This window comes from Actinocrispum sp. NPDC049592 (assembly GCF_040675465.1).
Taxonomy (GTDB): Bacteria; Actinomycetota; Actinomycetes; order Mycobacteriales; family Pseudonocardiaceae; genus Kibdelosporangium.
The window spans coordinates 882598-907453 of the sequence record NZ_JBFAPA010000001.1 but is presented as its reverse complement, the minus strand read 5'-3'; the positions used below and the strand labels follow the sequence as shown (position 1 = coordinate 907453).

Below are 24856 nucleotides of genomic sequence, written 5' to 3'. Positions count from 1 at the left end.
GCTGGAAACTTCAACATTTAGAGTGCTTGCTGTGACGGATTCGGTGCTGCTCGACGCGGGTGTGGTCAATCGTTGCCGGCGGCGGGTGCACTTGGAGAACGATCCGGCGATGCGGGACGCCCCGCGGGCGGCGCCGGATCCCACGGGTGAGCAGCGGAAGGCGGACGCGATGGCGCACCGCCGCTCGGTGGCCGACCGGGTCGCGCGGCTGGTCGGGCCGGACTGGATGGAGATCCCGCCGGGCGCCGACCGGGAGAAGGCGACCCAGGCGATGCTGACCGCGGGCGCCCGGTTCATCTGGGCCGCGCAGCTGCCCCGTGACCCGCGTGGAGGCCGTCGCGGTTCGATAGACCTGCTGGTCCGGACCGACAAGGGCTACGTCCCGGTGCTGGTGGTCCGGCACAAGGTGACCGACCCGGGCTCGGGTGCGCGTACGTCGCCGTTGGGTGAACCGATGCCGCGCGGCAGCCGCGTCGACCCGCTGCGCAAGATCCGCCCCCAGCCGCGCGACCAGATGCGGCTGGCCCACGCGTGGCGGATGCTGCAGGCCTCAGGCTATGCGGCGAGCGGCCGCGCGGTCGGCGGGGTGATCGGGCTGGACGCGGACGTGGTGGCCTGGCACGACCTGGAGGCGCCGACGTGGCCGGGTGGCCGGACGGCGCTGTCCGAGTACGACAACCGGTTCTCCGACCGCCTGGCGGTGGCCGGGGCGGCGGCGAACGGTGGCGACGCGATGGCCCAGCCGTCGCGGATCGTCGAGTGCCGCAGCTGCCCCTGGTGGCCGATCTGCGAACAGACCCTGCTGGAGAACCGGGATGTCAGCCTGGTCGCCCGCGGCGAGGACGCCGTGATGCTGCGCGCGGCGGGGATCCGGACCGTCGACGACCTCGCGCAGGTCGCCCCCGGTACGGACCTGCAGCTCGTCGGCCTGCCCTCGGATGACGCGATCGCGCTGGCCAAGGCGTGGCTGCGGGACCTCAAGATGGTCCGGCGCGTGCCTGATGTGACCGTGCCCCGCGCGGATGTCGAAGTCGACGTGGACATGGAGAGCTTCGGCGACGCGGGCGCGTACATGTGGGGCGTGCTGCTGAGCGGCGCGGACGTGGGCGAGCCCCCGGGCTACCGCGCGTTCGTCACCTGGGAGCCGGTGCCGACCGAGGACGAGGGCCGCTCGTTCGCCGAGTTCTGGGAATGGCTGATGGGCGTGCGGCTACGGGCCCGCGCGCGAGGTCTGACGTTTCGCGCCTACTGCTACAACGAGCTCGCCGAGAACCGCTGGCTGCTGGCCTCGGCGCGCCGGTTCAAGGGCCGCCCGGGCATCCCGACCGAGAAGCAGGTGCAGGACTTCATCGACTCGGACGGCTGGTTCGACCTGTTCCGCAGCGTCCAGGACCAGTTCCTGTGCGCCCAGGGAAAGGGCCTGAAGATCATCGCCCCGGCGGCCGGGTTCGGCTGGCGCGACCCGGCGGCCAGCGGCGAGAACTCGATGCGCTGGTACCGGGACGCGGTCGGCATGGACGGCGGCGAGCCGGACCTGTCGCAGCGCACGCGCCTGTTCGAGTACAACGAGGACGACGTGCGCGCAACTCAGGTGCTACGGCACTGGATGTCCTCCGAGCAGGTCACCCGGATCCCGTTCGTCGGTGATCTGTGAGCCAGTCCGCCAGGTAGCGCGCGAACGAACCCCGGACCAGCAACCGGTACACCGGCGCGTCGTCGGTCTGCCACAGGATCACCTGCGTCCGGGCGAGCATCGTCTGCGCGCACCGGCCCGCGTGGAACGCCCGCGGGTGCAGGTCCAGCGTGCAGCCGTGTTCCAGCAGGTCACGGCTGTCCACCTCGATCGTCGTCCGGTTCGCCGAAACGTCCACAATGGACGCTCCCGGCTCGTCCAGCAAAGCGGCGAGGCCGCTGTCATCGGGCGGCCCGACCACGAGCCACTCGTCCGGCCCGAGCCAGAGAATGTGCCGTGTGCCAGCGTCGACGACCGAACCCGGGACCACCGGCAACGGCCCGCCGAGCCGCGCGCTGATGGCTGCGGCGGCCGCGCTGGTCGGCGCGACCCGGACGTTGACCATGGTCAGGAACGGCAGCTCGGTGATGCCCGGGTAGTCCGCGAGCGGGCTGCGGCGCAGGTCAACCGTCACGACGCGCCCCTTCCTTGTCGTAGAACACCGGCTCGGTCACGGTCGCGGCGATCACCCGGTCGCCCAGCGGCGCCAGCAACGTCTCGCCGATCCGGTTGCGCCCGTTGCGGATCAACGCCAGCGCGAACGTCCGGTCCAGCGCGGCACTGCGATAGCTCGAGGTCACGTGCCCTTCCATCGGCACCGGCGGGGTCAGTACCGCGTCGGACGTCACCATCTGCGCGCCCTCGGGCAACAACTCTGTCGGGTCGACCGGCAGCAGGCCGACGAGGTGCTTGCGGTCCGTCCGAGCGGTGTCCGGCCGTCGCAGCGAGCGCTTGCCCACGAAGTCCTTCTGCTTGGACACGATCCACGACATGCCCAGGTCATGCGGGGTCACCGTGCCGTCGGTGTCCTGGCCGACGATCGGGAACCCTTTCTCCGCACGGAGAACGTGCATCGTCTCGGTGCCGTACGGCGTGATCCCGAACTCGGCACCGGCCTCGTGGATCGCCTCCCACGTGGACAGCCCGTACCAGCCGGCCACGTTGACCTCGTACGCCAGCTCACCGGAGAACGAGATCCGCGCGATCCGGGCGGAAACTCCATTGTGGAGGGTCGTATTCCGGAACGTCATGAACGGGAAGGCTTCGTTCGACACGTCAAGGTCGCAGATTCGCGCTATCACCGCACGGGACAGCGGCCCGGCCACGGCGATGGTCGACCACTGCTCGGTGACCGAGGTGAACTTGACGTCCAGCTCGGGCCACTCGGTCTGCGACCACTCCTCGAACCAGTCGAGTACGTTCGCCGCGCCGCCCGTGGTCGTCGTGACGTAGTAGCGATCCTCGGCCAGCCGCATGGTCACGCCGTCGTCGAACACCATGCCGTCGGCCTTGCACATCAGCCCATACCGGCACGAGCCGACCGGCAGTTTCTTGAAAGCGTTGGTGTACATGCGGTTGAGGAACTCGCCGGCGTCCGGCCCGACCACCTCGATCTTGCCGAGCGTGCTCGCGTCCTGCATGCCGACGCCGGTCCGGGCCGCATTGCACTCGCGCAGCACGGCGGACTCCATGTCCTCGCCTGGTTTCGGGTAGAACCACGGTCGCTTCCACTGCCCGACGTTCTCGAACTCCGCGCCCGCGGCCACATGCCAGCTGTGAATCGGCGTCGTGCGGATTGGGTCGAGCAGGTCGCCGCGGTCGCGACCGGCCATCAGCGCGAACGACACGGGCACCGAAGGCGCGCGGAACGTCGTCGTGCCGAGGTCGCCGGGCGTGACGTCCAGCAGGGTCGCGATCACGCCCAGGGTCGCGATGTTCGACGTGCGGCCCTGGTCGGCGCCGGTGCCGATGGTCGTGTACCGCTTGACGTGTTCGGGCGAACGCATGCCCGCGCCGACCGCGCGCTGAATGTCCGCGACCGTGGCGTCCCGGGCGAGGTCCACGAACTGCAGCTGCGGGTCGCCGGGCACGAGCCACACGGGCTTGGCCTTTGCGGCCATGCGGGTGTCTACTCTGGACGGTGGTGGCACGCTCACCGGATAGCCGACGGCGGCGGCGAGTTCGATGCCCGCGGCGGTCGCCTCGGTGATGGCCGCGTTGATGTCGAACGTGCCGTTGGCCGCGCCGACCACGCGATTCGCCTGGCCGGGCGCGTGCGGCACGAACCTCTCGCCGGTCCAGCGCAGTGTCCCGCGGGACTGGCTGAACAGGTGCACCGAGGGTTGCCAGCCGCCGGACACCGCCAGCAGGTCGCACTCGATCGTCCTGTCCTCAGTGGACACTGAGGTTATCCGGCCGGTGCCCTCGGTGGTGCGCACGAGTCCGGTCAGGACCTCGATGCCTCGGGAGCGAGCCTGAGCGGCCAGGTCTTCGGGCGGCGTGCGAGTGTCGATGACCGTGGCCTCGGCACCAGCTTCGACCAGGGCGAACGCCGTCTCGTACGCGGAGTCGTTGGTGGTGAAGACGACCGCTTTGCGGCCAGGCAGGACCGCGTACTTCTCGATGTACTCGCGGACCGCGCCGGCGAGCATGATGCCGGGGCGGTCGTTGTTCTCGAAGATGATCGGCTGCTCGTGCGCGCCGGTCGCAAGGATCACCTGACGTGCGCGGATGTGCCACAGCGTCTGGCCTTGGGCGACCAGAATGTAGTTGCTGTCGTAGTAACCGAATGCCGTCGCCGGGGCGATGACTGTGCTAGTCCCACCGGCCTCCGGCCCCCCGAGATCCAGAGTACTCGAGGGGACCGACACTGAGACGAGGACGACTCGGGCGCCACCCGCTGCGGCGGCCTTGGCAGCGGCCTGACCTGCGGGTCCGCCGCCGACCACGAGGATGTCGGTGTGGGTGTAGCGCTTGTCGTAGCGGGGCTCGTCAGGGTCTGGGATCAGGCGGCCGACTCCGCTCAACGTCCGCGCGGTGAGGCCTTCGGTGAGCGGCACGGTGGTCGCCTGGAGCGAGGGATCGGGGCCGACCTGGATGAGCGCGTTCGGTTCCTCGACGCCTGCGGAGAAGATCCCCCGTGGACGCCCCTTGTACAGCGACGGCCCCACTTGGATCACGCCGTTGGCGAGCAGCGCGGAGGCCACGGTGTCACCCTGATAGCCCGTGTAGCTGACGCCGTCGACGGTGAAGTTCAGCTCCTGAGTGCGGTCGATCGCGCCGCCCGTGTCCAGTCTCATGACTTGAACTCGCTGGTCACGGTGTTGCGGACGGTGTTGAACCAGCGGCGGCAGCCGGCGGTGTGCACCCAGCGCTCGGCGAAGTCACCCTTGGGGTTGTCCCGGAAGAACAGGTACTGCGCCCAGTCCGCGTCGGACAGGGACTCGGGGTCGGCCGGGTAGGTGACGAGCGCCTGGCCGCCGTAGTGGAACTCGGTCTCCTCACGCTCCCCGCACCAGGGGCAGCTGATCAGCAGCAACGTGACTCCTCTAGTGCGCTGTACTAATGGGCGACGGCTGCAGCGCCGTGTTCGTCGATCAAGGCCCCAGTGGTGAACCGTTCGAGGGTGAACGGCTCGTTCAACTCGTGTGGTGTGCCGTGGGCGAGCGTGTGCGCGAACACCCAACCGACACCCGGCGTGGCCTTGAACCCGCCGGTTCCCCAGCCGCAGTTGACGAACAGCTCCTCGACCGGCGTCCGGCCGATGATCGGCGAGGCGTCCGGCGTGACGTCCACGATCCCGCCCCACGTCCGGATCAGGTGCGCCCGAGCGAAGATCGGGAACAGCTCGATCGCGGCGGCCATCTGTTGCTCGATGATGTGCACCGAACCCCGTTGCCCGTACGAGTTGTACGAGTCGATGCCCGCGCCCATGACGAGTTCGCCCTTGTGCGCCTGGGACACATATACGTGCACGTGGTTCGACATCACCACCGTGGGGTGCACCGGTTCCAGCAGCTCGGACACCAACGCCTGCAACGGATGGCTCTGCAACGGCAGCCGAATGCCCAGCGTGGACGCGAGAACGCTCGTGTGTCCCGCTGCGGCAAGGCCAACGCGTCCAGCGTTGATCGAGCCACGGTTGGTCTGCACGCCGGTGACCCGGTTGCCGTCGGTCAGAAACCCGGTGACCTCACAGTTCTGGATGAGGTCGACGCCGAGTTCGTCGGCGCGGCGCGCGAAAGCCCAGGCCACGTAGTCGTGTTTGGCGATACCCGCGCGTGGCTGCCAGGTGCCGCCGAGCACGGGATGGCGGACGTCCTGGGAGATGTTCACGATCGGGCAGACCTTGGCGATCTCCTCCGGCGACAGCCATTCGCCGTCGATCCCGTTGAGCCGGTTGGCGTTCACCCGGCGGGTGCCCTCACGGATGTCCTGCAGGGTGTGCGCGAGGTTGAGCACCCCGCGCTGGCTGAACAGGAAGTCGTAGTCGAGTTCCTGGGCCAGGCCCTCCCACAGTTTCAGCGAGTGCTCGTAGATGCCTGCGCTCTCGTCCCAAAGGTAGTTCGACCGGATGATGGTGGTGTTGCGGGCCATGTTCCCGCCCGCGAGCCAGCCCTTCTCCAGCACCGCCACATTGGTGATGCCGTGGTTCTTGGCCAGGTAGTACGCGGTGGCCAGGCCGTGCCCACCCGCGCCCACGATGACGACGTCATACGACTTCTTCGGCTCCGGGGTGCGCCAGAGCCAGTCCGGGTGGTCCATCGCTATCCCCTCAACCGGGTCATCTTCGGGTCGAACAGCGGCTCCTCGGCCACGGTCGCCGCGATCCGGCGGTCGAAGTAGCCGATGTGGACGGTGTCGCCCGGGTTGAGGTCGCCCGGCAACCACGCGTACGCGATGCCCTTGCCGATGGTGTGCCCGTAGGCGGCACTGGTCACGTAGCCGACGCAGGTGTCCCCGTTGAACACGGGTTCCTTGCCCATCACGGTCTCGTCGAGCGTCAGGCAGGTGAGCTTGCGCTTGGGGTCACCGGGCTGCAGCGCGTCCCGGCCGACGAACGACTCCTTGGCCAGCTTGACCGAGAAGCCCACGCCCGCCTCGAACGGGTCGTGCTCGTAGGTCATGTCCGTGCCGAAGCTGCGGTATCCCTTCTCCAGCCGGAGGCTGTTGAACGCGGCCCGCCCGCCGGCGATGATCCCGTGCTGCTGACCCGCGGCCCACAACGTGTCCCACAGCTTGAGGCCCATGTCGGCGGTGGTGTAGATCTCCCAGCCGAGTTCGCCCACATAGGACAGTCGCAGCAACGTCACCGGCACGTTGCCGATGAAGCCCTGCTTGCCGCGGAAGTACTTCAGCGCGGTCAGGTCGATCCTGGTCAGCGGCTGCAGCACTTCGCGGGCTTTCGGGCCCCAGAGGCCGATGCAGCACGTGCTCGCGGTCAGGTCGCGGACGTGCACGTTCTCCGGCAGGTGCCGGGTGAGCCAGTCGAGGTCGAGGTTTCCGTTGGCGCCCACCTGGAACTGGTCCTTGGCCAGCCGCGCGACCGTGACGTCACTGCGGATCCCGCCGTCGACGTCGAGCAGCAGGCAGTACGTGACCGAGCCGACCGACTTGTCCACGTCACCGGTCGTCATGCGCTGCAGGAACTCCGCCGCGCCCGTGCCCTCGACCATCAGCCGCTTCAACGCCGTCATGTCGTACAGCGCAACGGTTTCGCGGGTGACCTGGGCCTCGGCGGCCGCGATCGGCGACCAGTACTGGGCCGCCCACTCGTTCGGCTGGTGCAGCTGGCGGCCCGCGGTGAGCAGGGAGTTCGACTCGTACCACTGCGGCCGCTCCCAGCCGTTGGCCTCCAGGAACACCGCGCCGAGTTCCTTCTGCCGCTGGTAGAACGGGCTGGTGCGCAGCGGCCGCGGGTCCTCCATCGGCTGCAGCGGGTGCTTGATGTCGTAGACCTCGACGAAGTTCTGGCAGCCGCGGGCCTTGATGTAGTCGGGCGCCAGGTGGTGCTGCTCGAACCGGTTGACGTCGCACTCGTGCAGGTCGTACGAGGAGCAGTAGCCCTGGGTGAGCCACTCGGACATCGCGTGCGCGACGCCCGCGGAGTGCGTGACCCAGACCGCCTCGGCGACCCAGAAGCCTTTGACCGTGGGTGATTCGCCCAGCAGGGGGAAGTCGTCGACGGTGAACGAGAACAGCCCGTTGATGCCTTCCTCGATCTTCGCCTCGGTCAGCGAGGGCAGCAGCCGCTGCGACTCCTGCCAGGCCGGGTCGAAGTCCTCCTCGGTGAACGGCAGCACCGACGGCATCACCTCGGCGGCGTCGACACTGAGGATGTCGTTGACGTCGACCGGCATCGGACGGTGGCCGTAGTAGCCGATCCCGATGGTGTCGAACCGGTCGCGGTAGTAGAGGTCGGCGTCCTGGTGGCGCAGGATCGGCCGGACCGCCTCGGTCTGCTGGCCTTCGATGGCGGGAACCTGGCCGGTCCACGCGAGCTGGTGGGCGAGCGGCACGAGGGGGAGCGTCATGCCGACGAGACCGGCGACCTTCGGGCCCCAGATCCCGGCGCAGCAGACCACGATGTCCGCCGGAAGTTCACCCTTGTCGGTGACGACGCCGGTGACCTGGTCGCCCTCGGTCTTGATGTCCAGCACCTCGGTGCGGTCCATCAGCGTGACCCCGCGTTCCTGGGCGCGTCTGAGTTGAACCTCAACGGCCTTCACGGCTTTGGCCAGACCGTCGGTGGGCACGTGCAGGCCACCGAGCACGGTGTCCTCGCCCAGCAACGGGTACAGCTCGTGTGTCTCTTGTGGACTGAGCACGCGGCCCTCGACGCCCCACGACGTCAGCCAGCCGTGCCGCCGGTGCAGCTCCTGCAGCCGAGCCGGGGTCGTAGCCACCTCCAGGCCGCCGACCTGCAGGAACGCGTCCAGGCTGACAAGCTTTTCCACTGTGTAGCGGGCCAGCTCGGTCATGGTCTTCGAGCCGTTGCACTGGAACACCAGGCCGGGCGCGTGACTCGACGACCCGCCCGGCGCGGGCAGCGGCCCCTGGTCCACCACGGTGATGTCGGTCCAGCCCTTCAGGGCCAGCTCGTCGGCGAGGGCGGCACCAACCACCCCCGCACCGATGATCACGACCTTAGGTCCGGCCACGCGAGCCTCCATCAATGCACTATTCGCAACACCACGCAGCTTGCGCAACAAGCGTCGCGCGGGGTCGCGGGCATGTCAAGAGTCGGCCAGCCAGTTGCCGTGGAACCCGGAGGGAACCCGCCTGGGCAGGTGGATCTTGGCGACCCAGTCCAGACCAGCGGCCTCGAAGATCATCAGGTCCGAGCTGGTGCCGTCGTGGTCGGTGACGATGGACATCAGCCAGCCGTCGTCCTCGAACCGGGCGTCCATCCGGGGCACGAACTCCGCCTCGCCGGGCGCGCGGCCCAGCTCCCGCGCGTTGGTGCGGCCGGTGACCGTGTCGTACTTGACGATCGCGTTGCCGGTCACCGCGTAGAGGTACTGGCTCGGCCGGCCCAGGTGCAGCTCGTTCATCGAGGGGAACTCGACGTGCCGGTCGTCCAGCTGCTCCTCCTTGATCCCACCGGACGCCAGGTCCAGCGTCCACCGGTGCAGCGTGGTGCCGTCGGTCTCGTTCGCCGGGTTCGGGCTGCCGCCGATCCGCGCCCACGTCGCCTTCATCTGGTTCGGCGAGTAGCGGACCGCGTCGAGCACGACCCGGCCCTCGTCCTCATGCGCGTTGCCGACGTGGAAGACGTAGCAGGGATCGACGTCGAACCACTGCACCTGCTTGGTCTGCTTGGACATCACGCCCAGCCGCGCGCCGTACGCGTCGGACCACTGGTAGGCCATGCCCTTGCCGGCCGACTCCAGGTCGAACACCATCGGCAGGTCGAGCCAGATCACGTAGTGCTCGGTGATCGCGAAGTCGTGCATCATCGTCGGCCCGGGCACATCGATCTCCCGGCTCTCCACCAGATCGCCCTGGGCGTTCAGCCGGTGGTAGGTCAGGTAGGGCGCCCAGAAGCCGTAGCCGAAGAAGTGCAGCTCACCGGTGTCCGGGTCCTCCTTGGGGTGCGCGGTCATCGCCGTGGTCAGCCGGCCCTTGAAGTCGTAGGCGCCGACGGTGAACAGCTCCGGCGTGATCTCGTGCGGGAACCCGTTCTCCACCAGCGCGAAGATCTTGTCCGCGTGCCGGATGACGTTCGTGTTCGCGCTGACCGCGGTGAGGTCGGGCCCGTCGGGTCCGACGAACGGTCGGCCCGCCAGCTGCGCGGTGCGGACCCAGCGGTTGCGGTACCACTCGGCCTTGCCGTCACGCAGCCGGATGCCGTGGATCATGCCCGGGCCGACGAACCAGTGACCGGGGTCCTCGCCGGGCTTGGGGTTCGGGCCGTTGCGGAAGTACCGGCCGCGAAGCTCCGCCGGGATCGTGCCGGACACCTGCAGGTTCTCCGCGGTGATCTCGTCGACGACGGGGGCGAGCAGGCCGTCGAGGTAGGTGGGCGTGGTCATCGGAGAGCCTCCTGACGGGCACGGACGATCTGCTGGTAGCGGATGGTGAAGATGGCGGGCAGCACGAAGCTCGCGATCTTGATGGTGATCAGCGCGGCGGTGGCATATGGCGCCACGCCGAGCAGGACGGTCAGCAGGACCGCTTCGAGGGTGAACGCGATGCCCCAGGCGGCGGTGATGATCGCGTTGGTCCGCAAGAACATCGGGTGGCCGTGGAGCTCCTTGGGCACCATGGTCTTCGCGATGCCCAGGGTGAACGGCCTGCGGATGGCCAACGACCCCCACGAGGTCAGCGCCAGCCACCCACCCGCGACCGCGGGCCCGTAGTCACCCAGCGGCGCGTGGCTGATGGTGAACGACGCCACGGTGAGCGCACCGAAGAAGAGCGCCGAGCTCGACTCGATGATCAGCGCATCCCAGGCCTTGCCCCGGCTGCGGTCCAGGACGAGCAGTCCGGCCGCGAGAACCACCGCGCCCAACGCACCCCACCGCGACTCCCCGTTGGTGGACAACACCGCGAACACGATCCACGGGGCGAAGGTCTTCACGTAGCCGAGCATCCCCAGGTCCTTTTCTCTCTGACGTTCCAACTGTGACATGTCAAAGCTAGAACCTCCACTAGCGACATGTCAATGTTGGAATGTAAACTGCCAGACATGAGCCTCCGCCACGCCGTTCTAGGTCTTCTGTCAGCCGGCCCCGCCAGCGGCTACGACCTGCTCAAGACGTTCGAGATCTCCCTGGCGAACGTGTGGCCGGCCACCCAGAGCCAGCTGTACTCGGAGCTCAACCGGATGGCCGAGGCCGGCCTGGTGCAGGCCGCTGCCGAAGGCCCCCGCGGCCGCAAGGAGTACGCCATCACCGACGCGGGCCTCGACGAACTGCGGCACTGGATGACCGAGGTCGAACCCGACCGCGTCCGCCGCAGCGACATGCTCCTGCGCGTCTTCTTCCTCAACGTCATCCCACCCCACCAAGCCGTGGAGTACCTCCACAAACAGGTGGACCACGCGGAAGAGACCCTCGCCGCCTACGAGGAGATCAAGCAGTCCATCGCCGGGGAGGACGACCGGCTGGCGGTTTACGGCCGGATAGCTTTGGAGTGGGGCGTCCGCTACATGGAGATGGTCCGCACCTGGGGTCAATGGGCCCAGCAGGAACTGCAGGCGGCGGCCGCAACCCACCAATAGCGGGGTCGGCTCTGTGGGCGCCGAACTCAGTTGACCACGGAGGATGCGTGCGCCGTAATAGGACGTGTCCGCAAAACCAGTCAGAACCAGGTCAGCGGTCACGTCAATGGGAACGTCTTCCAGTCGGGAATCATCAACGGAGACGTCACATTCTGCGCAGGCCATCAATGTGAGAAATGCAGGCAAAGCGATTTGTAGCGGGCTACCTGCACTGCTCGGCCGAGGGCGGGGATGCGTCCTCGGCCGAGCGGTGAATCACGTGCTGGGCAGCCAGGCCTTGACCTTGTCCTGGTTGGCGTCCACCCACTTCTTCGCGGCCGCGTCAGGCGTCATCTTGTCCTGCGCGATGTAGCGGGCCACGAGGTTCTGGTCGTCGTTGGTCCACTGGAACTTCTTCACCAGCTGGTATGCGGGGCCATTGGCGTCCGCGAACTTCTTGCTCACGATCTTGTCGAGGTCGTAGTCCGGGTAGTCGCAGGCGATCTTCTCCGGGTCGGCGTCGCAGCCCTGGGTGTATGGGGGCAGTTTCACCTTTTCCAGCTTGACTTCCGACAGCAGCCATTGCGGTGAGTAGAAGTAGCCGATCAGGGGTTTCTTCTGCTCCTCGGCCTGCTTGAACGCTTGGATCAGCGCCGTCTCGCTGCCGCCGTAGACCACCTTGAAGTTCAGCTTCAGGTTCTTCACCAGTGCCTCGTCGTTGGTGACGAACGAGGGGTCGCCGTCCAGCAGCTGGCCCTGACCGCCCGACTCGGAGGTCTTGAACATGTCCGCGTACTTGTTCAGGTTGTTCCAGTCGAGCACGTCGGGGTGCTCTTTCGCCAGCCACGGCGGGACGTACCAGCCGATCTGGCCCTTCACTCCCGTCGAACCCGCCGAGACGCCGGTCTTCTGGTCGTCGATGTACTTCTTCCGCAGATCGTCGTGACCCCAGTTCTCCACCACCGCGTCCACTTCGCCGGTGCCGAAGCCCTGCCAGGCCACCTCTTCCTTCAGGTCCTTCTTGGTGACCCGGCAGCCGAGGTTCTTCTCCGCCACGTAGGCGATCACCGCGGCGTTGGCCTCGTAGCCGACCCAGGGGTTGACCGCGAGGTTGAAGGTGCCGCAGCTGGCCTGGGACCCACCGCCGCCGCCTGAACTCTCCCCGACCTTGGCCCCGCTGCACCCGGCCAGAGCCAGGGCAGCGACGACCGCGATTGCCGCAATCCTCACCTTGTTCCTCTTTCCATGCGGTTGGCCGCCGCCTGCGTGAGACGGTCGAGCATGACCCCGAGCAGCACGATCGCGATACCGGCGGCAAGTCCCTTGCCGTACAGCTCGCCCTGTGAGAACCCCGCGACGACGTCGTAGCCGAGCGCGCCGGCGCCGACCAGGCCGCCGACCACGACCATGGACAGCACGTAGATCAGGCCCTGGTTGGTGGCCAGGGTCAGTGCCCGCACCGACATCGGCAGCTGGACCTTGGTGATGGTCTGCCAGGTGCTGGACCCGGACGACACCGCCGCCTCCACCGTCGTCCCCGACACGCCGCGGATCCCGTCCGCGACGATCTTCGTGGCCACCGGCGCCGCGTAGACGACCGCGGCGGCGATGGCGGTGAACCTGCTGGCCGCGAACAACGCCAGGAACGGCACCAGGTACACGAACGCGGGCATGGTCTGGGCGGCGTCCAGCACCGGCCGGATGACCCGGTCCGCGTGGTAGCTCCGGCCCATCCACACCCCGACCACCAGACCGATGATCATCGTGAACACGGTGGCGACCAGGGTGGACGCCAGCGTGGTCATGCTGTCCTGCCACAACCCGGACAGCACGAGCAGAGCGACGCAGACCGCGGCGATGATCGCGGCCCGGACGCTGCCGATCGTCGCCGAGATCGCGACCGCGACCAGGGCCACCAGCCACCACGGCGAGTCGGCCAGCAACGCCTGCAACGGGTCGATCAGCACCGAGGTGAACAGGTCCTTGATGCCGTTGGTGACCGGCGACAGGTTCGACTGGACCCAGGTGGTGACGTCGCCGGCCCACTGCGCGATGGTGCTGCCGATGTCCAGGTCCGAGGAGAACTCCGCGGCCCAGACATACGTGTAGGACAACCAGATCGCGAAGATCGTGGCGACCGCCGCGATCCCCAGGGCGATCCGGTTCGGCCGCCGCCGGCCGCGTTGCGCCGCCGCGGTGGTGACCCGGTCCAGCACGATCGCCATGATCACGATCGCCAGGCCGGCGTTGAACGCGGTGCCCACATCGAGTGTCTGCAACGCTTTCACGACCGTCTTGCCCAGCCCGGGCGCGTCGATCAGGGCCGCGATGGTGACCATCGCCAGCGCCGCCATGATCGTCTGGTTCACGCCGAGCACGATGGTCCGCTTTGCCGCGGGCAGCAGAACCTTGGTCAGCGTCTGGGTTTTCGTCGACCCCATCGACTCGGCGGCTTCCACCGTGTCGTGCGGTGCGTTGCGAATCCCGTGCGCGGTAAGGCGAATCACCGGCGGCGCCGCGTAGATCAGCGTCGCGATGGTCGCCGAGGCCGGGCCGATCAGGAAGATCAGCGTCAACGGAGCCAGGTACACGAACGACGGCATGATCTGCATGAAGTCCAGCACCGGCGTGATGATCTTGTTGAACCTGTTCGACACACCCGCCCAGATGCCCAGCGGGATGCCGATCAGCAACGAGATGATCACCGCGGCCAGGGTGAGCGCGAGCGTGTCCATGCTCTCCCGCCACAGCCCCTGCAGGCCGAGGAAGAAGAACCCGGCCGCGGCCAGCAGCGCCACGCGGAGGTTGGCGACCGCGTACGACACGAACCCGACCAGCGTCACCACGCCGAGCCAGCCGATCAGCGGCAGCGGGCGGCCGTAGCCGGGCTGCGAGATCAGCGACTGCAGGAAGATCACGAACTGGTCGATGACCAGCCGGATCTCGTTGAAGAAGTACAGGAAGATCCAGCTGGAGTTGCGGTTCTCGCCGATCCCGTCGTTCAGGTCGTTGAGCGAGTGGTGCAGCCCGGTCAGCTGGGCCGGCGCGAGCGGCAGGGTCGCCGTGCCGCGCAGGAACAGCCACAGCACCAGCCAGGCCACGAGCACCGCGGCGACGATCGAGCCACGCCGTTGCATCAGCTTGAACCCGGTGCCGCCATCGTCGACCGGCCGGGTGACCGTGATGGGAGTCGATACCGCCATCACGTGCTGCTTTCGGCGATGATCGACAGGATCTCCTCGTCGCCGACGATGCCCAGCAGCTCACCGTCCTTGACGACCTTGACCGGCTTCTCGGCGGCCAGCACGGCCCGGGTGGCCTCCCGCACCACCACGTCCGGCCCCAGCTCGGGACCGTCCAGCTGGTCGTCCGGCTTGGGCCGGCGCATGATCCACTTCAGGGTCAGCACGTGCGAACGCGGCACGTCCTTGACGAAGTCGCGCACGTAGTCGTCGGCCGGCGCGGCGACCAGCTCGTCGCCGGTGCCGATCTGCACGAGCGCACCGTCGCGCATGATCAGGATGCGGTCGCCGAGCTTGAGCGCCTCGGACAGGTCGTGCGTGATGAACACCATCGTCTTGCCGACCTCGTGGTGCAGGCGGATCACCTCGCTCTGCATGTCCCGGCGGATCAATGGGTCCAGCGCGGAGAACGGCTCGTCGAACAGCAGCACGTCCGGGTCCACGGCCAGCGCGCGCGCCAGGCCGACCCGCTGCTGCATGCCGCCGGACAGCTGGTCGGGATACGCGTGGCCGTACCCGGACAGCCCGACGAGCTCGATCACCTCGTTGGCGCGTTTGGTCCGCTCGGCCTTGCCGGCGCCCCGGATCTCCAGGCCGTACGCGACGTTGTCCAGCACACAGCGGTGCGGCAGCAGGCCGAAGTGCTGGAACACCATGGCGAACTTGCGCCTGCGCAGTTCTCTGAGGCGCTTCTCGTCGGCTCGTAGGATGTCCTCGCCCTCGAAGATCACCTCACCGGCGGTCGGCTCGACCAGCCGGGTGAGGCACCGGACCAGGGTGGACTTGCCGGAGCCGGACAAGCCCATCACGACGAACACCTCGCCGGGCGCGACCTCGAAGCCGATGTCGCGCACCGCCGCCGTGCAGCCGGTCTTGTCCAGCAGGTCGCGCCGGGACAGCGCGCTCAGCTCCGCGGAGCCGGGCACCCGCGCCGCCCGGGGTCCGAACACCTTCCAGAGGTTCCGGACCGAGATGACTGGTTGTTGCGTATCGTGCACCTGAGTTCCGTGCATGGAACACAATCAGCTCAAGCCTGTCCACTAGTCAAGACTGTGTCGTGTTTCAAATCGGTTTTATCTAGTGACCGTGCCATCCCAATCTGCGGGAGATCTCCTGGGCAGAGGCCACGACGTGCTTGGCCACATCGGGCAGGTGGGCCCTGGTAATGCGGAAACCCGGTCCGGAAGCACTGATGGATCCCACCACAACTCCGTCGGCTCCGCTGATCGGCGCGGCGATGGCGGTCAGGCCCACCTCGAGCTCGTCGACGGCGATGGCGAACCCGTTCTGCCGGACCCGCTCGACCTGGACCCTCAGCTCCTGGCGCGAGGTGATGGTCTTGTCGGTGAACCGCTTCAGCACGCCGGAGGTCAGCTCGTCGAACCGGACCCCGGAAACGCTTGCGAGCAACACCTTCCCGTTGGAGGTGGCGTGCAACGGGATCCGCTGGCCGACCCAGTTGTGCAGCTGCAGCGCGGCCGAACCGGCGACCTGGTCGACGTAGAGCGCCTCCTGCCCGGCCAGCACGGTGATGTTCACCGTCTCGCCGACCACCTCGGCCAGTCGTTGGGACACCGGACGACTGCGCTGCACCAGATCCAGCTTCGCGGTGGTGGCGCCGGCCAGCTGCAGCACGCCGACGCCGAGCCGGTACTTGCCGCGATCACTGTGCTGTTCCACCAGATCGTGTGATTCCAGCGTGGTGACCAGCCGGAACGCGGTGGACTTGTGCACTTTCAGCTTGCGTGCGATGTCGGTGACGCCGAGCTCGCCGTATCTGGCAAGAAGTCTGAGCACGGTCAACGCGCGGTCGACCGACTGGATCGTGCTGTCACTCATGGCTCGCCCCGTGGCGGTAGTAGGGAGCGTCGGACGGCGGCAGCGGGGTGTTGCCGAGGATCAGGTCGGCGGCCTTCTCGGCGACCATCATCACCGGGGCGTAGATGTTCCCGTTGGTGACATAGGGCATGACGGACGCGTCGACCGCGCGCAGCCCTTCGACCCCGTGCACCTTCATGGTCGTGGGGTCCACGACCGACATCTCGTCGATGCCCATCTTCGCCGTGCAGGACGGGTGGTACGCGGTCTCGGCGTCCTTGGCGACCCAGGCCAGGATCTCCTCGTCGGTCCGGACATCCGGCCCGGGGGAGATCTCGCCGTCGTTGAACTCGTCGAACGCGGGCTGCTTGAGGATCTCGCGGGCGACCCGGATCGCCTCGACCCACTCGCGCCGGTCCTGGTCGGTGGACAGGTAGTTGAACCGCAGCGCGGGATGCTCACGCGGGTCCGTGGACTTGATCTTCACCGAGCCGCGGGCGTCGGAGTACATCGGGCCGATGTGCACCTGGTAGCCGTGTCCCGCGGTCGGCTGTGAACCGTCGTAGCGCACGGCCAGCGGCAGGAAGTGGAACATCAGGTTCGGGTACTCGACGTCCTCGTTGCTGCGCGCGAACCCGCCGCCCTCGAAGTGGTTGGTGGCGGCCGGACCCTTGCGGGCGAGCAGCCACTGCAGCCCGATCAGCGGACGATTCCGCCATTTCAGCGCGGGGTTGAGCGACACCGGCTTCTTGGAAGCGTGCTGGACGTAGACCTCGAGGTGGTCCTGCAGGTTCTCGCCGACGCCCGGCAGGTCCTTGACGACGTCGATGCCCAGCGCCGCAAGCTCTTTGGCGTTGCCGACGCCGGACAGCTGCAACAGCTGCGGGGTGTTGATGGCGCCGCCGCTGAGGATGACCTCGTGGGCGCGAACCCGGTGGGCACGGCCGAACCGCTGGTACTCGACGCCGACCGCGGTCGTGCCCTCGAAGAGGACCTTGTTCACGTGCGCCAGGCACTGGACTGTCAGGTTTGGACGGTTCTTCACCGGGTGCAGGTACGCGCGGGCGGCCGACCACCGCCGTCCTTTGTGGATGTTGCGGTCGAACCGGGCGAAGCCCTCCTGCTGGAACCCGTTGACATCCTTGGTGATCGGGTACCCGGCCTGCTGGGTCGCCGCGAAGAAGGCGCCGAACAACGGGTTTTTGGCGGGGCCGCGTTCCAGGATCAGCGGCCCGTCGCCGCCGCGCCACTCGTCGGCGCCGGCCAGGCAGCTCTCCATCTTCTTGAAGTACGGCAGGCAATGCGCGTAGTCCCAGTCCTTCATGCCCGGGTCGGCGGCCCAGCGCTCGAGGTCCATCGGGTTGCCGCGCTGGAAGATCATCCCGTTGATGCTGGACGACCCGCCGAGCACCTTGCCGCGGCCGTGCGAGACCCGGCGGCCGCCCATGAACGGCTCCGGCTCGGAGAAGTACTTCCAGTCGTAGAAGCGGTTGCCGATGACCATGGTCAGCGCGGCGGGCATGTGGATGAAGACGTCCCAGATCCAGTCGGGCCGGCCGGCCTCGAGCACCAGGACCTTCGTCGCGGGGTCGGCGGACAGCCGGTTGGCCAGCGCGCAGCCGGCGGACCCGCCACCGACGATGATGTAGTCGTAGCCCATCGCGCCTCCCGGTGATTCTGTTGCGTATTACTCAACTGGGTTCACAATGCGGTGTGTCAGCAGGCTAGCTGGGCTTGACGCGGACGCCAACTGGTGCGGACACTGTTGCGAACTACGTCTCATGTCTCATATGACGCAACTGGAGGTCGTGGTGAGCGACGAGTTCGTGCTGACCCTCACCTGCCCCGAGCAGCTCGGCATCGTGCACGCGGTCTCCGGGTTCCTGGTGGAACACGGCTGCGACATCGTGGACAACCGGCAGTTCGACTCCGAACGGTTCTACATGCGGGTGCACTTCGCCGCTCGCCGGAACCCGGTCGCCCTTGAGGACCTGCGCGCTTCCTTCGCCCGCACCGCGACCGTCTACGGGATGGAATGGCAGCTCAACGCCCTCGACGAGCGGCCGCGGGTGCTGATCATGGTGTCCCGGTTCGGGCATTGCCTCAACGACCTGCTCTACCGCTGGCAGACCGGTCAGCTGAAGATCGACATCCCGCTGATCGTGTCCAACCACACCGACTTCTGGCGGCTGGCCGAGTCCTACAACATCCCGTTCGCGCACATCCCGGTCACCCGGGAGACCAAGGCCGCGGCCGAGGCCAAGCTGCTCGAGCTGATCGAGCGCAACAACATCGAGCTGACCGTGCTGGCCCGGTACATGCAGGTGCTCTCCGACGGGCTGTGCCAGAAGCTGGAGGGCCGGGTGATCAACATCCATCACTCGTTCCTGCCCAGCTTCAAGGGCGCCAAGCCCTATCACCAGGCGTTTGAGCGGGGCGTGAAGGTGGTCGGCGCGACCGCCCACTACGTCACCGCCGACCTGGACGAGGGCCCGATCATCGAGCAGGAGGTGATCCGGGTGGACCACACCCAGGACGCCGAGTCGCTCGCGGTGATCGGCCGGGACGCCGAGTGCCTGGCGCTGTCACGAGCCGTCCAGTGGCACGTCGAACGGCGGGTCCTGCTCAACGGCCACCGCACGGTGGTGTTCAAGTAGCTCGACGAACCGCCTGGTCGCGGGGCTGGCCGCAGGCCCGGCGGGGTAGGTGAGTCGATCCGCCGGTCCAGCCGCGCGTCGGCGAGCGGGATCAGCCGCAGCGCGTCGCCCGGCCGCGGGTGCGGGGAGAAGTCCAGGCCCAGCGGCACGAACGAGATCCCAACCCCGGCCCGGCGCGCAGGCCAGGCCGATCGGCTCGGAGATCAGCTCGAAGCCGCACCGAGGTCCGAAGGTGCCGGTCCTGGTCGCGGTCGGGTTCTTCGCGTTCGCCCTGCGCTGGAGCGCTGTTCAAGGCGCAGACGGCGATGGCGGCGGACCCTGCCTCACGAGCCGGGGTGCTCGCGGTGGTGACTGTCGCTATCCGCCGAAGTAGCCGACCCGCGAGCTGATCTCGGCGGCTCCGGCGCACAGTTTCTCGGCCACGTCCGGGTAGGAGTCCACCCCCAGCCGGTACGCCGGCCCGGACACGCTGACGGCCGCGATGACCTCGCCGGAGCCGTCCCGGATCGGCGCCGCGATGGCGTTCAGCCCGATCTCCAGCTCCTCGGCCGTGCTGCCCCAGCCGTTGGCCCGGATGGCCTCCAGCTCGGCCAGCAGCTTGGACCGGCTGGTGATGGTGTTGGGCGTGTAGCGCTCCAGGGTGTCCATCGCGGTCTCCAGGTCCTCCTCGGCCGCCCACGCCAGCAGGACCTTCCCGCTCGACGTGGCGTGCAGCGGGGTGCGCTGGCCGATCCAGTTGCGCGTGGTCACCGCGGCGGTGCCGTAGACCTGGATGATGTTCGTGGCCTGGCCGGAGTCCATGATCGCGACATTGACCGTCTCGTCCAGCTCCATGGCCAGGCGCTCGCAGACCGGCTGGCTTTCTCTGGGGAGGTCGAGGCGCGCCGTGGTGGCACCGGCCAGCCGGACGATGCCGAAGCCGAGTCTGTACTTCCCCCGCTCGGCCACCTGTTCCACCAGGCGCCGGTTCTCCAGCGCGCCGATCAGGCGGAACGCCGTGGACTTGTGGACGTCGAGCTCCGCAGCGATCTCCGTGACACCGGCCTCACCCTTCAGGGCGAGGATGTCCAGGATCGCCAGTGCCCGGTCCACGGACTGGACCTGTACTGCCGGGGTTTGCGGCTTTTCGTTCCCCATGCCGCAACCTTACTCACCCGTACTGCGATTCCCCTGGTTGAACCCTTGACGCGCATCTGAGCAGGCCTCACTCTGTTGCTTATCGCACGACTTGTTGTGTATCGCACAACGGAGGCAAGATGATCCTGGTCTGCGCGGTGGCGGACCTCCCCGACGGCGAGGCGCACAGACTCGAGCACGGCGACGCCCCCATCGCGGTGTTCCACGTGGACGGCGAGTACTTCGCGATCGACGACACCTGCACGCACCAGGACGCCTCACTCGCCGAGGGCTGGCTCGAGGGTTGCACAGTCGAGTGCCCGCTGCACGCGTCCTGTTTCGACCTGCGCACCGGCAAACCGACCGGTCCGCCGGCCAAGGTCCCGGTCCGCACGCACGAGGTGGTCGTCCGGGACGGCAACATCTACGTCGAGGTGAGCGCATGATGCGGACCATCACCGTGGTCGGCGCCTCACTGGCCGGCCTTTCCGCCGCCCGCGCCCTGCGCGCGCAGGAGTTCGCCGGGCGGATCATCGTGCTGGGCGAGGAGACCCACGAGCCCTACGACCGGCCACCGCTGTCCAAGGAGTTCCTGGCCGGCGAGTCCCCGGACATCTCGTTGCTGACCACGGACGACAAGCTGCTGGACGTCGACTGGCGGCTGGGCGTTTCCGCGGTCCAGCTGGATCCGTCCGACCGTTCGGTGGTGCTGAGCACCGGCGAACGCGTTCAGTCCGACGGCGTTGTGCTGGCGACCGGTGCGCGGGCGCGGACCTTGCCTGGGCGCAACGTTCACACGCTGCGGACGCTGGATGACGCCATCGCGCTGCGCTCGGCTTTCGCTTCCGCCGGTTCGGTGGTGGTGATCGGGGCGGGCTTCATCGGCGCCGAAGTTGCTTCCACGGCACGGAAACTGGGTCTGGACGTGACCGTGGTCGAGGCGCTGCCGGTGCCGATGGCCGGGCCGCTCGGTGCCGAGATGGGCCGGATCTGCGGTTCGCTACATGCAGCGAACGGCGTTCGACTGATCACGGGTGTGCCGGTGGCGGAGATCGCCGATCACTTGGTGCGGCTCGCGGATGGCATCGAGCTGCGCGCGGATGTCGTCGTGGCCGGGGTTGGCGCGACGCCGAACGTTTCGTGGCTGGCCGGGTCGGGGTTGATCATCGACGGCGGGGTGGTCACGGATGCCAAGTGCTCCACCAACATCCCGCAGGTCGTCGCGGTCGGCGACTGCGCCTCCTCGTTCAACGACCACGCCCAGACCGTGCTCCGCCAGGAGCACTGGACGAACGCGTTGCAGCAGCCTCGCATCGCCGCGGCCACGTTGATGGGCCGCACGAGCGTGCACGCGGCGAGGTTCGCCGTGCCGTACTTCTGGTCCGACCAGTACGGGTCGCGGCTGCAGTTCGCCGGGCACCGGCAGGAGGGCGACCAGGTCGAGATCGTGTCCGGCGCCGCCGACGGCCCGTTCACCGCTGTCTACCGCCGCGAGTCGCGGCCTGTCGCTGTGCTCTCCCGGGACGAGGCGCGGGTGTTCGGCCGCTGGCGCCGGGAGCTGACCACCGTCACCGAAGGGGTGTTGAGTTGACCATCAGCCTGCCGCCCAGCCTGCTCGCGACGCTGCCCGGGCACTACTACACCGATCCCGCGGTGTTCGCCCTCGAGCAGAGCCGGGTCTTCGAGGCCATGTGGTTCGCCGTGGCGCGCGTGGACGACATCGATACGCCCGGCAAGTTCGAGACCGTCGACGTGGGCCGGGAAAGCGTGATCCTGGTGCGCGGGCGCGACGGTGAGCTGCGGGCGTTCCTGAACGTGTGCCGCCACCGCGGCGCCAAGCTGTGTGTGGACGCCGCGGGGGAGACCAAGCGGTCGCTGCAATGTCCTTACCACGCTTGGACTTACGGCCTGGACGGCAAGCTCATCGCGGCACCGAACCTGACCAAGATGCCGGACATCGACCGCACCGAATGGGGTCTCGTCCCGGTGCACCTGCGCGAATGGCTGGGCTACGCCTGGGTCTGCCTCGCGGATACCCCACCGTCCTTTGAGGACACTGTGATGGGCGCGGCCGCCGCGCGCCTCGGCGACACGTCGATGATCGACCACTGGGAGGTCGACTCCCTGTCGGTCGGGCGCCGGATCGTCTACGACGTCAAGGCGAACTGGAAGCTCATCATCGAGAACTTCATGGAGTGCTACCACTGCGCCACGATCCACCCCGAGTTGACCGAGGTCCTGCCCGAGTTCGCCGATGGCTACGCGGCCCAGTACTACGTCGGCCACGGCGCCGCCTTCGCCGATGACGCCCAGGGCTTCACCGTCGACGGCAGCGAAGGCCTCGACAAGATCTCCGGCGTCGGCGAGGACCAGGACCGCAAGTACTACGCCATCACCGTCAACCCCCAGGTGTTCATCAACCTGGTCCCCGACCACGTGATCTTCCACCGCATGTTCCCGGTCGCCGCCGACCGCACCACCGTCGTCTGCGACTGGCTGTACACAAAGGACGTTGTCGCGAGCGGCCGCGACGTCTCACACTCGGTCGAGCTGTTCCACCGCGTGAACGTCCAGGACTTCGACGCCTGCGAACGCTGCCAGCCCAACATGTCCTCGCGCGTCTACGCCAAAGGCGGCGTCCTCGTCCCCAGCGAACACCACATCGCCACCTTCCACGAATGGCTCACCTCAAGGCTGGCCACGTGATCCCGAGTGCTATAGCGGGCAGGACCATTCCCGTGGTGCTGCCCGCTTCTTGGCTTCCAGCAAGCTGTCGATGAGCTGCCAGACGTTGGTGCTGGGATTGCTCTCTTTCGGCTTTCCTTCGCGCTCGTGTTGGGCGTGTACCGAAACGGCCCGGCTCCGCGCCACCTGGAACTGCTGATGCAGAAGCGAGCAGTCCAGCAGCTTCTCATAACGAGGCATGTGGTGTCTGAGCTCCTTCTGTACGGCTTGAACGGAGATGTACGCCCGCTTGTCGACAAAATGAAGAAGCGGCCAGAACTCAAAGCAGGGGTTGCTGATCGCGAGGTGGATGCCGTGCTGTGCGGCCAGGATTTTGGCTCGGGGAAGCTGTGGATGCGTGTCCACATCCATTACGCACCACACTTCGTCATACTTTAGGTTGTCGTCTCGATCCTTGCGTGCGGCTCGCTGGGCGGACCGAAATCTCTCCACCGCTGCTTCGACAAGTCGTAGCGGGTCTCCGTGCTCTTTGGAAATCTCGATCACCAGCAAATGGTCCCGGAGCTTTTCCTTGACATATCGGAAGTACTCAGGCTCAGTCACCCTTCCCTCGCACAGGATGAGAAAGCGTGCTCGCGGCTCTCGTGTCGGTCCTCTGCGAGCAAGCGAACGCTCAGGAGACAGTGGCTTCCGGCGACTCATGCATGTTCCTCTGGCGACCGTGCTTCTGGAACCAGTTCACGAGTCCGGATGAACGGAACCGCGCCGTACCGTCCTTGTAGATAACCCCGTTCCAGGTTCTCCTGTTTCCGGGGATTGAAGTCGGTAAGCGGGTAAAGCGTGGACGCGCCGCCCTGGTCCTTCTCCATGAACCACGTTTGATCGCGTTCGAGGACCGGTCCATCCTCGATCAGGTTGCCCATCAAGGACGTGTCGTGACTCGTGAAGACCAGCTGTGCGTGCTTGGGGTTGGTTTCCGGTGATTTGAACAGCCTTACGAGTTCGGCAACGAGGTTGGGATGAAGGCTCGTGTCGATCTCGTCGACGAAAAGTGTGTAGCCCGTACGGAACGCCTGCAGCGCGGGGCCGCCCAAGGCCAGAAGTGACCGAGTGCCCATGGATTCGGACTCGAACGGAAGACCGACCAATTCATGGCCACCCGCACTCGCGTGCTGCAGCTCGATTTCGGTCGTTTGCTTCAGCAGGCTGTCAATCTCTTGGTCGGTCGGGGACGGTAGGTCTCCGCTTTCGGCAATCAATCTCTTAGTGAGCTCGACAAATTCCGGCCTGGGTTTGAGGTCGTAGTCTGGTTTCTTCAACTTTATTCCGCAGATGCCCAGGTCGGCGAATTTGAGCAGTCTGGTGAGCTCCTCCAGAGTTTCGGGGCGCTTCTCGATCTCTTTGATCGTGAACCTGATCCGGGAGCGGAAGTTCCTTTCGTTGGCGAACCGGAAGTGTGCAACGAAGAGGTGGTGAACGTACGAAAGCTTGTCGTGGTTCGCTGTGGCCGCTGCCGACAGGAACAATGAGTTGGGTCTGGTGATCTCGCTGATGACCTTGTTCTGTCCGCCCAGTCCTTTGCCGAAGTACCATTCGGTCTTATCGTCCGCATCTCGTTCGAACCAGGTTTGGCGACGCCCGTGCGGGAATGCGTACATCCACTCCCGCAGTATCCTGTCGCCGTTGAGTTCGAAACCGTATTGATACCGGATGTCTCGTGCTTGTATCTCTGCTTCGAACCTGGAGGGAGCCGTGGGATGTTCAGTGTCCAACCGGAACGGATCGAAGGGTGTGCCGCCTTCAGGTGACCACCGGGAGTGTGAGTCACGTATGGCGTCACACATGAACCGCACGGCGAGGATCAGGTTGGACTTGCCGGATGCGTTGCTGCCGTAGATGCCCGCGACCGTGTTCGTGTCCGGGGTGTCGGCCTCCGGCGTCGTCCGGTGTGCGGCGATGCGTCGGCTCCTGGTCATGGACAGGGTCTGCTCGTCCCTGATGGATCGGAAGTTCGTGACGCTGAAGGACAGCAGCATGAGGGCACCCCGCGTGTTCGATTACCTTAAGACTACCTTCAGAAGGCCGCTTCCGCAAAAAGTCTGCGGAAGCGTCTACTTGAGGG

21 protein-coding genes are annotated in these 24856 nt (G+C 67.1%); 6 read left to right on the top strand and 15 right to left on the bottom strand.

Annotation, left to right across the window (positions count from 1 at the left end; genetic code table 11):
- Nucleotides 1–31: 31 nt before the first annotated feature.
- Nucleotides 32–1654, top strand: coding sequence for a TM0106 family RecB-like putative nuclease (locus tag AB0J95_RS04300; protein ID WP_364752108.1), 1623 nt, complete (start codon nt 32–34; stop codon nt 1652–1654).
- Here the strand turns inward: AB0J95_RS04300 and AB0J95_RS04295 are convergent.
- The 7 genes from AB0J95_RS04295 to AB0J95_RS04265 all read right to left on the bottom strand — a co-directional run bounded on the left by AB0J95_RS04295 (nt 1623) and on the right by AB0J95_RS04265 (nt 10637).
- The gene (locus AB0J95_RS04295) at nt 1623–2147 is read right to left on the bottom strand and encodes a sarcosine oxidase subunit gamma family protein (protein WP_364752105.1); all 525 of its coding nucleotides are present in this window, start codon (nt 2145–2147) and stop codon (nt 1623–1625) included. The two genes, AB0J95_RS04300 and AB0J95_RS04295, sit on opposite strands and share 32 nt — an antisense overlap.
- Nucleotides 2137–4812 (bottom strand): 2Fe-2S iron-sulfur cluster-binding protein, encoded by a 2676-nt coding sequence (locus AB0J95_RS04290; RefSeq protein WP_364752102.1) that lies wholly within the window; start codon nt 4810–4812, stop codon nt 2137–2139. The genes AB0J95_RS04295 and AB0J95_RS04290 overlap by 11 nt, the downstream gene beginning before the upstream one ends.
- Complete coding sequence (locus AB0J95_RS04285) at nt 4809–5051, bottom strand: sarcosine oxidase subunit delta (RefSeq protein WP_364752099.1); 243 nt, start codon at nt 5049–5051, stop codon at nt 4809–4811. Before AB0J95_RS04285 ends, AB0J95_RS04290 begins: the two co-directional genes overlap by 4 nt.
- 23 nt (nt 5052–5074) lie before the next feature.
- Complete coding sequence (locus tag AB0J95_RS04280; RefSeq protein ID WP_364752097.1) at nt 5075–6277, bottom strand: sarcosine oxidase subunit beta family protein; 1203 nt, start codon at nt 6275–6277, stop codon at nt 5075–5077.
- 2 nt (nt 6278–6279) lie between these two features.
- Complete coding sequence (locus AB0J95_RS04275) at nt 6280–8673, bottom strand: FAD-dependent oxidoreductase (RefSeq protein ID WP_364752094.1); 2394 nt, start codon at nt 8671–8673, stop codon at nt 6280–6282.
- Nucleotides 8674–8748: 75 nt separating this feature from the next.
- Nucleotides 8749–10047 (bottom strand): carotenoid oxygenase family protein, encoded by a 1299-nt coding sequence (locus AB0J95_RS04270; protein WP_364752091.1) that lies wholly within the window; start codon nt 10045–10047, stop codon nt 8749–8751.
- The gene (locus tag AB0J95_RS04265) at nt 10044–10637 is read right to left on the bottom strand and encodes a hypothetical protein (RefSeq protein WP_364752088.1); all 594 of its coding nucleotides are present in this window, start codon (nt 10635–10637) and stop codon (nt 10044–10046) included. Before AB0J95_RS04265 ends, AB0J95_RS04270 begins: the two co-directional genes overlap by 4 nt.
- Before the next feature lie 66 nt (nt 10638–10703).
- Between AB0J95_RS04265 and AB0J95_RS04260 the strand changes: the two genes are divergently transcribed.
- Nucleotides 10704–11237: a PadR family transcriptional regulator gene (locus tag AB0J95_RS04260; RefSeq protein ID WP_364752085.1), complete on the top strand. Its 534-nt coding sequence runs from the start codon at nt 10704–10706 to the stop codon at nt 11235–11237.
- Nucleotides 11238–11492: 255 nt separating this feature from the next.
- Here AB0J95_RS04260 and AB0J95_RS04255 read toward each other — a convergent pair whose 3' ends face one another.
- The 5 genes from AB0J95_RS04255 to betA all read right to left on the bottom strand — a co-directional run bounded on the left by AB0J95_RS04255 (nt 11493) and on the right by betA (nt 17936).
- Entirely contained in the window at nt 11493–12446 is a 954-nt protein-coding gene (locus tag AB0J95_RS04255) for an ABC transporter substrate-binding protein (RefSeq protein WP_364752082.1), read from the bottom strand.
- A complete protein-coding gene (locus AB0J95_RS04250; RefSeq protein ID WP_364752079.1) occupies nt 12443–14419 on the bottom strand; it encodes an ABC transporter permease subunit in 1977 nt (658 codons plus the stop codon). The genes AB0J95_RS04255 and AB0J95_RS04250 overlap by 4 nt, the downstream gene beginning before the upstream one ends.
- Nucleotides 14419–15408, bottom strand: a complete 990-nt coding sequence (locus AB0J95_RS04245) for a betaine/proline/choline family ABC transporter ATP-binding protein (RefSeq protein ID WP_364752076.1) — start codon at nt 15406–15408, stop codon at nt 14419–14421. The genes AB0J95_RS04250 and AB0J95_RS04245 overlap by 1 nt, the downstream gene beginning before the upstream one ends.
- A 127-nt stretch (nt 15409–15535) precedes the next feature.
- A complete protein-coding gene (locus AB0J95_RS04240; protein WP_364752073.1) occupies nt 15536–16297 on the bottom strand; it encodes an IclR family transcriptional regulator in 762 nt (253 codons plus the stop codon).
- On the bottom strand, nt 16290–17936 hold the full coding sequence (betA, locus tag AB0J95_RS04235) for a choline dehydrogenase (RefSeq protein ID WP_364752071.1): 1647 nt from the start codon (nt 17934–17936) through the stop codon (nt 16290–16292). Before betA ends, AB0J95_RS04240 begins: the two co-directional genes overlap by 8 nt.
- Nucleotides 17937–18066: 130 nt before the next feature.
- On the opposite strand from betA, the gene purU reads away from it, so the two are divergent.
- Entirely contained in the window at nt 18067–18933 is an 867-nt protein-coding gene (gene purU, locus AB0J95_RS04230; RefSeq protein ID WP_364752068.1) for a formyltetrahydrofolate deformylase, read from the top strand.
- A 357-nt stretch (nt 18934–19290) separates the two neighbouring features.
- Here the strand turns inward: purU and AB0J95_RS04225 are convergent, their stop codons facing one another.
- Nucleotides 19291–20070 carry an IclR family transcriptional regulator gene (locus AB0J95_RS04225; RefSeq protein ID WP_364752065.1) on the bottom strand — a complete coding sequence of 260 codons (780 nt, stop codon included), beginning with the start codon at nt 20068–20070 and terminating at the stop codon, nt 19291–19293.
- Between the two features lie 119 nt (nt 20071–20189).
- Here AB0J95_RS04225 and AB0J95_RS04220 point away from each other — a divergent pair, with 119 nt between their 5' ends.
- The 3 genes from AB0J95_RS04220 to AB0J95_RS04210 are packed head-to-tail and all read left to right on the top strand — an operon-like array spanning nt 20190 to nt 22755.
- Nucleotides 20190–20495: a bifunctional 3-phenylpropionate/cinnamic acid dioxygenase ferredoxin subunit gene (locus tag AB0J95_RS04220; RefSeq protein WP_364752063.1), complete on the top strand. Its 306-nt coding sequence runs from the start codon at nt 20190–20192 to the stop codon at nt 20493–20495.
- Nucleotides 20492–21640 carry an FAD-dependent oxidoreductase gene (locus AB0J95_RS04215; protein ID WP_364752060.1) on the top strand — a complete coding sequence of 383 codons (1149 nt, stop codon included), beginning with the start codon at nt 20492–20494 and terminating at the stop codon, nt 21638–21640. Before AB0J95_RS04220 ends, AB0J95_RS04215 begins: the two co-directional genes overlap by 4 nt.
- Entirely contained in the window at nt 21637–22755 is a 1119-nt protein-coding gene (locus tag AB0J95_RS04210; RefSeq protein WP_364752057.1) for an aromatic ring-hydroxylating dioxygenase subunit alpha, read from the top strand. Before AB0J95_RS04215 ends, AB0J95_RS04210 begins: the two co-directional genes overlap by 4 nt.
- Nucleotides 22756–22764: 9 nt before the next feature.
- Here the strand turns inward: AB0J95_RS04210 and AB0J95_RS04205 are convergent, their stop codons facing one another.
- Nucleotides 22765–23436 carry an RloB family protein gene (locus AB0J95_RS04205; protein WP_364752054.1) on the bottom strand — a complete coding sequence of 224 codons (672 nt, stop codon included), beginning with the start codon at nt 23434–23436 and terminating at the stop codon, nt 22765–22767.
- On the bottom strand, nt 23433–24770 hold the full coding sequence (locus tag AB0J95_RS04200) for an ATP-binding protein (protein ID WP_364752051.1): 1338 nt from the start codon (nt 24768–24770) through the stop codon (nt 23433–23435). Before AB0J95_RS04200 ends, AB0J95_RS04205 begins: the two co-directional genes overlap by 4 nt.
- Nucleotides 24771–24856 lie beyond the last annotated feature (86 nt).

Excerpts from the sequence above, each read along its gene's own strand:
- AB0J95_RS04290 (WP_364752102.1), bottom strand. The coding sequence starts at position 4,812 with ATGAGACTGGACACGGGCGGCGCGATCGACCGCACTCAGGAGCTGAAC.
- AB0J95_RS04280 (WP_364752097.1), bottom strand. The coding sequence starts at position 6,277 with ATGGACCACCCGGACTGGCTCTGGCGCACCCCGGAGCCGAAGAAGTCG.
- AB0J95_RS04270 (WP_364752091.1), bottom strand. The coding sequence starts at position 10,047 with ATGACCACGCCCACCTACCTCGACGGCCTGCTCGCCCCCGTCGTCGAC.
- AB0J95_RS04260 (WP_364752085.1), top strand. The coding sequence starts at position 10,704 with ATGAGCCTCCGCCACGCCGTTCTAGGTCTTCTGTCAGCCGGCCCCGCC.
- AB0J95_RS04250 (WP_364752079.1), bottom strand. The coding sequence starts at position 14,419 with ATGGCGGTATCGACTCCCATCACGGTCACCCGGCCGGTCGACGATGGC.
- AB0J95_RS04240 (WP_364752073.1), bottom strand. The coding sequence starts at position 16,297 with ATGAGTGACAGCACGATCCAGTCGGTCGACCGCGCGTTGACCGTGCTC.
- betA (WP_364752071.1), bottom strand. The coding sequence starts at position 17,936 with ATGGGCTACGACTACATCATCGTCGGTGGCGGGTCCGCCGGCTGCGCG.
- purU (WP_364752068.1), top strand. The coding sequence starts at position 18,067 with ATGACGCAACTGGAGGTCGTGGTGAGCGACGAGTTCGTGCTGACCCTC.
- AB0J95_RS04225 (WP_364752065.1), bottom strand. The coding sequence starts at position 20,070 with ATGGGGAACGAAAAGCCGCAAACCCCGGCAGTACAGGTCCAGTCCGTG.
- AB0J95_RS04220 (WP_364752063.1), top strand. The coding sequence starts at position 20,190 with ATGATCCTGGTCTGCGCGGTGGCGGACCTCCCCGACGGCGAGGCGCAC.
- AB0J95_RS04215 (WP_364752060.1), top strand. The coding sequence starts at position 20,492 with ATGATGCGGACCATCACCGTGGTCGGCGCCTCACTGGCCGGCCTTTCC.
- AB0J95_RS04205 (WP_364752054.1), bottom strand. The coding sequence starts at position 23,436 with ATGAGTCGCCGGAAGCCACTGTCTCCTGAGCGTTCGCTTGCTCGCAGA.
- AB0J95_RS04200 (WP_364752051.1), bottom strand. The coding sequence starts at position 24,770 with ATGCTGCTGTCCTTCAGCGTCACGAACTTCCGATCCATCAGGGACGAG.